Below are 8,084 nucleotides of genomic sequence, written 5' to 3'. Positions count from 1 at the left end.
CAGGTAGCATGTCGGCTGAAGTCCCGCGACGGACTATCTCCTCTTCGTGGGCGCTGTCCAACTCCTCGCTTCGCCACACCGGCAGCGGTGTTTTTAAATCGTCCGCATCGCGCTGGAGGCTCAACAACTGCTGGTAAGGCACATAAGGCCGGCCCCAGAATTCCGAACCAGAAGCGAGGCCGAGAACATCGTTGACGATGACAGCGTTGCCGCTGGTATCCTTCACCCCGCTATCCACTTGGATTTCAATTCGGCCGCTATTGCGCGACAGTTCGCGCGAGAGCAACTTGGAGAGCCCCGACTCCTTCTTGTCGATTTCGGCTCGCAAGTCCTCGAGCGCCTTTGCCGGTTCGGCCAATGATCTGGCAAACTTCGCGATCCTGTCCACATTTTCAGCAAGAGCCGTCCATCGGCGCTGAAGGTGACGAATTCGGGCCTCTTTCCGATACCGCTCGTCGGCGATATCGAACTCGCCCTTGTAGTGCCGCTTGGCGCAGTCATGGCCGATAAATCTCACGACACGCTCATCGGGGAAGAAGGCCATCCGGCCGATCTTGAACCAAGGGCCTGTAGGATGACAAATAGGACATGGCACCATGTCCTGGTTTTCGCGCTTAAAGATTGGAACCTCGATCTCGCCTGATAGGAAGCGAAGTGTGCCAATGATTTCAGGCTTGGTGGTCGTCACATTCTCGAAGCGCTCCGGATGCCCAGTCGCGTTCGTAAACTCTAGCCACCGGTCAACATAGTCGTCGGATGGCTTCTCATCGAATACCGGGAAGGAAACGAGTGCGTTCGTCATTGAGGCACACCTTTCGAGGCGAGATAGTCGTTAATATTCACATGCCGCACTGGGGATGCGGCGCCGAACGTGCCGAGTTGAGAGGTGCTGAAGGCCCGCTTGGCTTGGGGATCGAACTTCGCCGAGGCGCCCTTCCGCAACCAGCCCGGAGCCTTGGCCGCATTGATCTTCAGGCGGTTCTCAGCCTTGCGCTGCTTTTTCGCCTCCCGCTTTTCCTTTCGGCTGAGGTTCCTTGAAATTCCACCGGAATCCGCAGATTTCCGGATGGCTTTCGCCGACCGTCTAGGCGCCGGTCCCGCAGAAAGGATCTTGGTGGATATCCAGTCAGCCCGCTTTTCAGCCGGCGATATAGGCGAGCCATCAAGCCGATCGGCCGCGCGCCACGCTTCCGCATTGGTCGGGAACGGTCCGGCCAATGTTGCCGTGCCGTCGACCACGACGAAGCCGTCTGCTGTCTCGATTACCGTCATGCTGCGTCGCCCTCATTGCGACGCGCGGCGCGCCGTAGCTCTTCCTGCACGGCGTCCGAAAATGTCTGCACCTCTTTCCTTATCGCGGCTTCGGTCATTCCGGCCCTGGTCAGTTGCCCGACGACGCCCGCGACAGTCTGGCGCCAATAGTGGTCAGCCGAACGACCGCGACGAGCCGATAGCAGTTCAGCCGTCCGTTTGATTTTTCCGAGACGACGAGCCATTGGAAAGCAGATCACGAGGCCCATCATGCAGCCCTCTCGCGCGTGTAAGCACTAAGGTTTGAACCTTCGGAGCCCCTTTTATCTTCTAAGGTGTGATCTAAGGTTTGATCATAAGGTATAAGGGTAACCACACCGTCACCCGCGCAGGTGACTGTCTGATTATCCAATGGGGTATTTGGACGATTACGTAAAGACGGCAGAGGTGACTGGATAATCACCTTGTTCTGGCGGTCGCAGACATACTCGTCCAGATCGGACAAAACGTCCATCGCCCAGCCAAAGTTCAGGACGTAGACTTGGGAGCGTTTCGCCGATCGACCGATGATTTGCTGCTTTTCGAGGGGAAGGCTTCGAACAGGGACGCGCGTAATCGCGCCCGCGTTCTGTAGAATTCGAAGCCACTTGGAAATCTGCTCAGGAGCATCGGCGCCGAGCATCTGGGAAATTGTTTCGCGCGTCGGCCAAGCGCAGCCGACAGCCTCGTTGTATTTATCCTGCAACTCGCCCGCCACTCGCACGGCTCCCGGCGAATCCCGGAAACCTTTGAAATAGCGGACCGCCCGGCCCCAAGCGTGTTTGTCCATCATCATCAGTGGGCCCTCGCCCGGATCAGCGCCGCTTGCCGGCAGGCCTCCACCGCGTCTTTGAGTGGCAATTTGAACCGCTCTTGGATCTGCGGGATTATCGCCTTCGTGCGATCCGCCGAGCCGGTAGCCAGCCAAGTGGCGGCGAGGTCGACCGGGCCTTGAGTATTGCCGATGCCGGTGCTCATGCGGCGTTAGCCACGTCTTCAAGGATCACGACCGGCGAGCTTAAGCGGTAGATTCCGTGCGAACCGGCGAACGGGCCGCCGTGGCTCTCGTACTCGGTTTCAATGGCGAACCCGAGCTTGCGCAGCTTGTGCGTGTAGTCTGACCATCGAGGCCCGGGATGCGTGATTGGTGTACAGCCACTTTGACCGGCTTTGACCAACTCGCGCATTGCCCAAGCTACGCGCCCGTCCAGTCGGATCGGATTTCCATCCGGCTCGACCTTGACGATGATGCTGAATTTGTTCGCGCTCTTAACAGAGTTTGCATTAACGCGACTCGCGTCGACTGCTATGAGGGGCATGTCATTCTTCCTTTTCCGATTTAGGTCCGCGATTGGAGGAGTGATTTTGAGGTAGGAAAGTAGGCGGCTGCTTTGGCGAGGAGACCGCTTACTTTCCGGCTTCATTGGCCGTCGCTCCTTTCGGAAGAGCATCGAGCCAGGCTTGCGCATCATCTTTGCGGATCAGGGTCTTCCGTCCTGCCTTGCGGTAAGGCAAGCGACCGGATTTCAGCTCTTCATAGAGCAACGAGCGACCGACGCCGAAAGCAGCGCAAAATCCCGAAACAGTAAATGCGTTTGGGCTTACTTCCATTTCAGTTCCTTCCTTTGGTTCGCGCCAAACAGACGCGGGTGATTTGTTACGGATTCTAGCGGATTTCGAGTCCCTCTGCACACCCTGGAGAGTGTTATCCCGAGGGATTTTGTACCCCTTTCATTCCAATGACTTAGCTGGTGTTTATCCACAGGTTGCCCACAGAGATGTTCAGCGTTCGTTCCCGTTCGACAGTAAAGCGAACGACATCCGGTAAAACGAGCCGCTGGTTTCTCTGGGGGTAAGGGACAGGAAAAACAGCAGGGCGCAGGCCTCTCTAGGAGAGGCTCTGCAAGCGTGGCACGGCAGAAAGCCGGGCCGGTCCCTCAAAACTGATTTTTTCCGAGTTCAACAGAACGATGTGAATCTCGGCGATTTGCCGCGTTTAGTCAATGGCATGCACGAGCGGATACCAACGTTATCTTACGACACGTAGATTACCCCGAGCCGCAGGCGCATTCAGATAGTTCGCCCAAGCAGACATCAGTTTGCGGCGCTTCTCCAATGCGTCCGACCGACGATAGGCATTCTCGACAGCATCGCCGACCTTGTGGGCAAGAGCAGCTTCCGCGACCTCGCGCGGGAAACTGGTCTCATCCCCGGCCCAATCTCGGAAGGCTGACCGGAAACCATGCGGCGTGTATTGCCCGACTTCCATGCGCCGCATCTGCATCGTCATCGCCATCACCGACAGCGGCATATCAACCGGCCGCTTGCTCTCCCCTGGGAAGACATAGTCCGACACGCGCGCATCGTAGAGCGGCGTCAGGATAGCCAGGGCGGCATCAGTCAGCGGCACCCTATGAAGGACGCCGGCCTTCATGCGATCAGCCGGCACAGTCCAGACCTTCTCGTCCAGATCGAGTTCGGGCCACTTGGCGCCTAACACTTCGCCAGAGCGCGCAGCCGTCAGGATGAGAAAGTCCATCGCCTTCGCCGACATAGCCTCAGACGCCCGCAGGCGCTTCACAAACGCCGGCACGTCCGCGTATGGCATAGCGGCATGGTGGCCGCGTGAAAGCTTCTTGCCCTTAGCCAGGAGGTGTTGCAGGTGACCGCGCCACAAGGCCGGGTTTTCTCCCGATCGATGACCTGCAGCTTTCGCCGCATCCAAGACCCGCTCAATCCGACCGCGCAGCCGTTGCGCCGTTTCCGGCTTCTCGAACCAGATCGGCTTCAGGATCTCCAGAATGTCGGCCGTGTCCACCTCGTCCACAGGCTTCTTGCGGATCGATTTGCAGTAGGCATCGCCGAGGGTCATTTCCCACTGTGCCTTGTGCTTGGCATTGCGCCAGCCCTTGCCGACAGCAGCGATCAGGTCTTCGGCGCATTTCGCGAATGTCGGCTTTTCGGTCTTGGCTTCCGTGTCGATCGGGTCAAGGCCACGGCGCAGGCGGTCCCGGCAGTCGGTGGCGGCAATGCGCGCATCCTTCAAAGATACGGAAGGGTAAGAGCCGAGGCCAACTTCCTTCCACTGGCGGCCCTTTCCAGAGCCCTTGAAGTGGACGAAGGTCCAGGACTTGGTGCCTTCCTTCTTCGCCAACAAATAGAGCCCGCCGCCGTCGCTATGCCGCCCTGCCTTCAGGCCTTTGGCGCGGATGGTCGTTTCGGCCAGCAAGTTGAGTGAGCGAACCATTCCCTGCAACTCCGTTCCTAACTTCGATGCACGATGTTAGCGGATTTGACCGGACTACTGCAAACGCAGAACGCCGAAAGGCCAAGGGAATCAACGGGTTTTTGGTATATTAGCGGACGATGGCGGACTTAGGTTTAGAAGACACTTCCTCCGCCAGACGTCGAAGGTCCGTTCCGGAGACATGGGTAGCAGTTTGTACCTAAGACATGATGACAACCGCGTGCTTGACGGGTTGTCGATTGGTTGCAAGGTCCTCTGTTCCAGTCGATATGTCCGAACTGCGAGTCATCGTCTCGATCAGAGCGCCCGGTTGCGTCAGGCTCACTTTGAAGTTCGGATGGATGACTGTTATTTCCTCTCGGGAGCGCTCCGCCGAACATCTCCATGGTCCTTTCAATGAGGCGATAGATAGTCAGGCTGCGCCGGCTGCAGTTGCGGTCAATGGCTGGAGGAAGTGATCGTTGATGACACCGGCCGCCCCTGCATTCAGGCATGGGCGGCCGTCTTGTGGAGCGGGATGACGCGGCTCGATAAGCAGCCAGCCTGTTGGCGCGGGATCGCTCCAGCTTTCGTCACCTCCGCCCAGATCAGCCCGCGGCGCTCGGCACCGGCGTGTTGAGCAGCTGCTGTTCCCAGAGGTACGCGATGCCGCTGCCGCCGAAGTGCTGAATGAGAATCTCGGTCAGCTCCTCGACATGCTCGGTGCGCGCCCAATCGCGTTGCCATTCGCCAGTGAGCGCCATCACGGTCATCACGTTCGCGCCGGCCGCGATCATTCGCTGGATGGCAACTTCGTGAGACTCCCTCGAAATCCCGCCCGACGCGTCGGTGATCACGGTCACGTCCCAGCCTTCGCCGGCGGCCTGGATCACAGGCATTGCGACGCAGACCTCGGTCCACAGGCCGGCGATGATCAGCTGCTTGCGGCCGGTCGCCTTGACGACGTTCACCACATTCTCGTCCTGCCAGGTGTTCACCCAGGTGCGATCGATGACTTCCTGGTCCGGAAATACGTCGGTGATCTGCTTGAAGAGAAGTCCTCCGCGCGCCGCAATCACGCTGGTGAGAATGGTCGGAACACCGAAGGCTTTTGCTAGCTTCGCCAGCGCGGTCGTGTTGTTGACCACCATGTGTGGGTCGTGGCTGTTCAGATTGGCCAGCTGATAGGGCTGGTGGTCGATCAGGACGAGGACCGAATCTGCGGGACGAAGAAGCGAAGCAAGGCCGTTACGAGGGGTCATCAAGACTTCCTTTCTCTGCCGTCTGGACGGCATGGGTTTTCGGGAGACATGCGCCAGCGGGCGACGTTGCCGAAACGCAATTTGCTGTTCCTTTTGGTGATGCGATAGTGCCATATTCAGGCAAGCTGTGTCGCGAAACGAGGAACGCCGATTGGACATCGAAGATCTGCAGACATTCGTCGTAGTGGCCGATGCCGGGGGCGTATCGGCCGCCGCCCGCCGACTCGGCGTCTCCAAGTCGATCGTCAGTCGGCGGCTCTTTCGGGTTGAGGCGGAGCTTGGCGTCCAGCTTCTTGCACGAACGACCCGCGGCGCCGCGCTCACGGAGGCGGGAATTACTTTCAGAGATCATGCGGCCCGAGCCAGCGCCGAGATTGATACGGCCAGGGAAGCGATCTTCCCCACCGGTGAGCTACGCGGCCGCCTGAGGGTTGCCATGCCGCTTACTTTCGGCGCGACCCATTTTGCTCCCGTGCTCGCGGAAATGGCGCGTCTGCACCCGAAGCTTCACATCCATACTTCTTATAGCGATCGCTTCGTCGATCTCATCGCAGAGGGTTTCGATTGCGCGATCCGGGGCGCCTACCTTCAGGATTCCAACCTGATCGCGAAGCGCGTCGGGCCTATCCATGGAAAGCTTGTCGCGAGCCCGGATTACATCAAAGCGCACGCGTCACCCGAGACTCCGGACGAACTCGTCACCCATCAGGCCCTCATGCAGGGAACGGAAGCCTGGCAGTTCATGGATGGCGACAAGATTGTTACGGTCCAGCCGCAGGGCAGGTTCAAGGCCGACAGCGCCACGGCGCTTGCCGCGGCGGCGGCGGCGGGTCTCGGCATCGCCTGGCTCCCCGATTGCATTACACATGAACATGTGGCCTCCGGCGCGCTGGTCCCGATCATGACACGCTATCCGGTACCTCCGGGAGCTGCGTATGTCGTACGCCCGCCGGGGCAGCATCCTACGCGGAAAGTGCGCGTGCTCACCGACATGCTGATTGAGTATTTCAAACGCAACCCGGATCTTTGGGGTCTTGACGGCTAGGACACGAACGGTTCGAAGCCGTGTCAAACAACCGCGTTCGACGGTCCCATTGCTCCGAGCCGTTGCGTTCGGCGACATTGCTTGCACGTTCCGTGCGTTAGCGCCCTTACAGAGCCTTTAGCCTTTGGAAAGGGAGATGTGGTTCCTCTCGGAGGCGCAGACGACGCGCAGAGGCGAATCGATGGATATCTTTGGCATCAAGGCACTGTTGATCTGCGCGCTGATCTTCATTCCGTTCGAACATCTGTTTGCCGAGCGGCCGCAGAAGATCTTCCGCAAGGGGTTTGCTGTCGATCTGATCTATCTGCTGTTCAACGGCTTCATCATAAAGCTGGCCATCGTCATGATGGCGGCAGGCGCGCTCGGTGCCGCTGCGCTCCTTGTCCCGCCGGCGATAACGCAGGCCGTCAGCGGCCAGCCCGTCTGGCTGCAGGTTGCCGAAATCATCGTGATTACCGATATCGGCGTCTACTGGACACATCGGGCCTTCCACAAAATCCCCGCGCTTTGGAAGTTCCATGCCGTTCACCACGGCATTGAGGAACTCGACTGGCTCGGGGCCTTCCACAATCACCCCGTCGACGCCATCGTCACAAAGGCAATATCGCTGACGCCGATCTTTTTCCTCGGCTTCTCGGAAGCCTCGATCGCTGTCTTTTCGACCATCTACCTTGGACACACGCTGCTTGTTCATTCAAACGTGCGGATTCCGTTCGGCCCTTTGAAGTGGCTGATCGCCAGCCCGCAGTTCCATCGCTGGCACCATGCCAACCAGCGCGAAGCCTATGACAAGAACTTCGCCGGGCAGTTGCCTTTCCTCGACATGCTGTTCGGCACCTACAATCCCACCGGCGACAAGGTGCCGGAAAAGTACGGCGTCGACGATCCGATCCCTTCCACCTATTTCGGTCAGATCGGCTATCCGCTCCTGCGCCGCAGGAAGCTGCCGAACCGGGCAGTGCCGAAGACCGAAGCCTGACAGCTGGCCCGACGGTGCGGTATCCACCCCGATCCGCTTTCGGGCCGTGGAACGCCGAACCCCGGGAAGGCTTTTCGCGTCGAATCGGCTAAACCTTGAGGCATGAACGAAACCTCACTCTATGCGCCGGTGAAGCGGTTCCTCGAAAGCCTCGACTTCGTCGTCAAAGGCGAGATCGGCGGCTGCGATGTCGTTGCGTTGCGCGAGGGGGAGCCGCCGGTTGTCGTCATCTGCGAGTTGAAGCTGCAGTTCAATCTCGAACTGGTGCTGCAAGGTGTCGAT

Annotated in this window: 11 protein-coding genes and 1 pseudogene; 3 read left to right on the top strand and 9 right to left on the bottom strand. The window is 59.1% G+C overall.

The window, feature by feature from the left end:
- The 9 genes from EN939_RS12670 to EN939_RS12630 form a co-directional block, all read right to left on the bottom strand.
- A partial coding sequence (locus EN939_RS12670; RefSeq protein ID WP_127268286.1) for a hypothetical protein occupies positions 1-802 on the bottom strand: 802 nt, incomplete at its 3' end.
- Positions 799-1,272 (bottom strand): hypothetical protein, encoded by a 474-nt coding sequence (locus EN939_RS12665; RefSeq protein ID WP_127268285.1) that lies wholly within the window; start codon positions 1,270-1,272, stop codon positions 799-801. The genes EN939_RS12665 and EN939_RS12670, both read right to left, overlap by 4 nt.
- On the bottom strand, positions 1,269-1,523 hold the full coding sequence (locus EN939_RS12660; RefSeq protein WP_127268284.1) for a DUF6074 family protein: 255 nt from the start codon (positions 1,521-1,523) through the stop codon (positions 1,269-1,271). The genes EN939_RS12665 and EN939_RS12660 overlap by 4 nt, the downstream gene beginning before the upstream one ends.
- The gene (locus EN939_RS12655) at positions 1,520-2,086 is read right to left on the bottom strand and encodes a hypothetical protein (RefSeq protein WP_127268283.1); all 567 of its coding nucleotides are present in this window, start codon (positions 2,084-2,086) and stop codon (positions 1,520-1,522) included. The genes EN939_RS12660 and EN939_RS12655 overlap by 4 nt, the downstream gene beginning before the upstream one ends.
- Positions 2,086-2,268, bottom strand: coding sequence for a hypothetical protein (locus tag EN939_RS12650; protein WP_127268282.1), 183 nt, complete (start codon positions 2,266-2,268; stop codon positions 2,086-2,088). Before EN939_RS12650 ends, EN939_RS12655 begins: the two co-directional genes overlap by 1 nt.
- Positions 2,265-2,609 (bottom strand): winged helix domain-containing protein, encoded by a 345-nt coding sequence (locus tag EN939_RS12645; protein WP_127268281.1) that lies wholly within the window; start codon positions 2,607-2,609, stop codon positions 2,265-2,267. The genes EN939_RS12650 and EN939_RS12645 overlap by 4 nt, the downstream gene beginning before the upstream one ends.
- A gap of 88 nt (positions 2,610-2,697) precedes the next feature.
- The gene (locus EN939_RS12640) at positions 2,698-2,901 is read right to left on the bottom strand and encodes an excisionase family DNA-binding protein (protein WP_127268280.1); all 204 of its coding nucleotides are present in this window, start codon (positions 2,899-2,901) and stop codon (positions 2,698-2,700) included.
- 418 nt (positions 2,902-3,319) lie between these two features.
- The gene (locus EN939_RS12635) at positions 3,320-4,537 is read right to left on the bottom strand and encodes a tyrosine-type recombinase/integrase (RefSeq protein ID WP_127268279.1); all 1,218 of its coding nucleotides are present in this window, start codon (positions 4,535-4,537) and stop codon (positions 3,320-3,322) included.
- Positions 4,538-5,124: 587 nt separating this feature from the next.
- Complete coding sequence (locus tag EN939_RS12630; protein ID WP_127268278.1) at positions 5,125-5,778, bottom strand: hydrolase; 654 nt, start codon at positions 5,776-5,778, stop codon at positions 5,125-5,127.
- Between the two features lie 151 nt (positions 5,779-5,929).
- Here EN939_RS12630 and EN939_RS12625 point away from each other — a divergent pair, with 151 nt between their 5' ends.
- The 3 genes and pseudogenes from EN939_RS12625 to EN939_RS12615 all read left to right on the top strand — a co-directional run.
- On the top strand, positions 5,930-6,823 hold the full coding sequence (locus tag EN939_RS12625) for a LysR family transcriptional regulator (protein WP_127268277.1): 894 nt from the start codon (positions 5,930-5,932) through the stop codon (positions 6,821-6,823).
- Positions 6,824-7,004: 181 nt separating this feature from the next.
- Entirely contained in the window at positions 7,005-7,802 is a 798-nt protein-coding gene (locus EN939_RS12620; protein ID WP_127268287.1) for a sterol desaturase family protein, read from the top strand.
- 102 nt (positions 7,803-7,904) lie between these two features.
- Positions 7,905-8,084 (top strand): annotated as a pseudogene (locus EN939_RS12615) (hypothetical protein); the annotation flags it as partial.

This window comes from Mesorhizobium sp. M7A.F.Ca.CA.002.05.1.1 (genome assembly GCF_003998335.1).
Classification (GTDB): domain Bacteria; phylum Pseudomonadota; class Alphaproteobacteria; order Rhizobiales; family Rhizobiaceae; genus Mesorhizobium.
The sequence above is the reverse complement of the archived record's forward strand: the minus strand, read 5'-3'. Positions and strand labels throughout refer to the sequence as shown.